General features: G+C 36.3%; 2 protein-coding genes. Both read left to right on the top strand.

The window, feature by feature from the left end; all coding sequences use genetic code 11:
- Window positions 1–632, top strand: a 632-nt coding sequence (gene cbiQ / locus AC1DUW_RS28580) for a cobalt ECF transporter T component CbiQ (protein WP_477644151.1), incomplete at its 5' end; no start/stop codon positions are given.
- A gap of 18 nt (window positions 633–650) precedes the next feature.
- The coding region (locus tag AC1DUW_RS28575) for an energy-coupling factor ABC transporter ATP-binding protein (protein WP_053345839.1) at window positions 651–1,495 on the top strand (845 nt) is incomplete at its 3' end.

Below are 1,495 nucleotides of genomic sequence, written 5' to 3'. Positions count from 1 at the left end.
GTGCTTTTATCATTTTCGGGGCAAAAATCCCAATCTCTTATTATCTAAAATTACTCTTATTACCTGGATTTTTTGTACTATCAGGTACAATTACCATCCTTTTTTCATTCGCAAGTAAATTTACTTCGATACCAAATGTATGGTGGTCCTGGAATTTCGGCAGCTGGCAAATATTTATCAGCGAAGACAGTATCAAAACAGTAATTGGTCTAATCGTTGTCGTATTAAGCAGTATCAGCTGTTTATATTTCCTAACCTTAACTACTCCCATCACAGTTATACTAAATGTATTGCGTAAGCTGAAACTGCCTTCATTGCTGATTGATTTAATCGAATTAACTTATCGCTTCATCTTTATTTTTTTAGATACAGCTATGGCCATTCATCAATCACAGTCATCACGGCTTGGGTATAGTTCAGTGAGGAAGGGAATTCGATCTCTCGGGTTACTTATATCTTCCCTGTTTTTAGGAGTGTTTCAGCGCTCTGAACAATTAACGATGGCAATGAACGCAAGAGGGTATCAAGAGAATATTTCATTTATCGATGACTCTTACACTTATTCCTCTCGTAATTGGCTGATTACCATTGTAACTCTATTAAGCTTATTCTTTATTTATAGATATATATAAATTGGGGGCAGTTCGATAATGGAAGAACATATTTTTAATATAGATGGCCTCACCCATCAATTCGCAGATGGGACGTTCGCATTAAAAGATCTTTCTCTTACTATTCAACAAGGTAAAAAAATTGCTTTATTAGGCAATAACGGTGCCGGTAAGTCAACTTTATTCCAACATTTAAACGGTCTTTTAAAGCCAACAACAGGATCCATCAAATTTAAGGGAAAGAAATTAAAATATGACAGAAAAACATTATTACTATTACGAAAACAGGTCGGAATCGTTTTTCAAGACCCGGATTCACAACTTTTTTCCGCTAATGTTCAACAGGATATATCGTTTGGACCGATGAACTTAGGTTGGGAAAGAGATGTCGTGCGGGAGAAAGTTGAATGGGCGATGGCCCAAACAGAAGTAACAGAATTGAAAGATAAGCCCACCCATTTTTTGAGCTTAGGACAAAAAAAGCGTGTTGCCATTGCTGGTGTGTTAGCCATGGAACCCGAAGTCTGGATCCTAGATGAGCCTACGGCGGGATTGGATTCTTATTTTTCCAAACAGATTATGGCTCTTTTGGATAACATCCATCTCCCTGATAAAACAATCATTTTATCAACCCATGATGTTAACTTAGCCTATCAATGGGCTGACGAAATCATTGTCATGAACGATGGAAAGGTCATATATCAAGGAGATCCTGTCACTATTTTTCATCATGAAGACCTTTTGTATCAAGCACATTTAGAAAAACCATGGATATTTGAAATGTTTCAATCACTTATTCAATCAAAGATATTCACAGAAGAAGACCCTGTCCCTAGAACGAAAGAAGAATTACTTCAAAAAATGGAGATTGAAAAGGTTAATTA

It is taken from the genome of Peribacillus sp. P4_C12, from assembly GCF_056402095.1.
The sequence above is the reverse complement of the archived record's forward strand: the minus strand, read 5'-3'. Positions and strand labels throughout refer to the sequence as shown.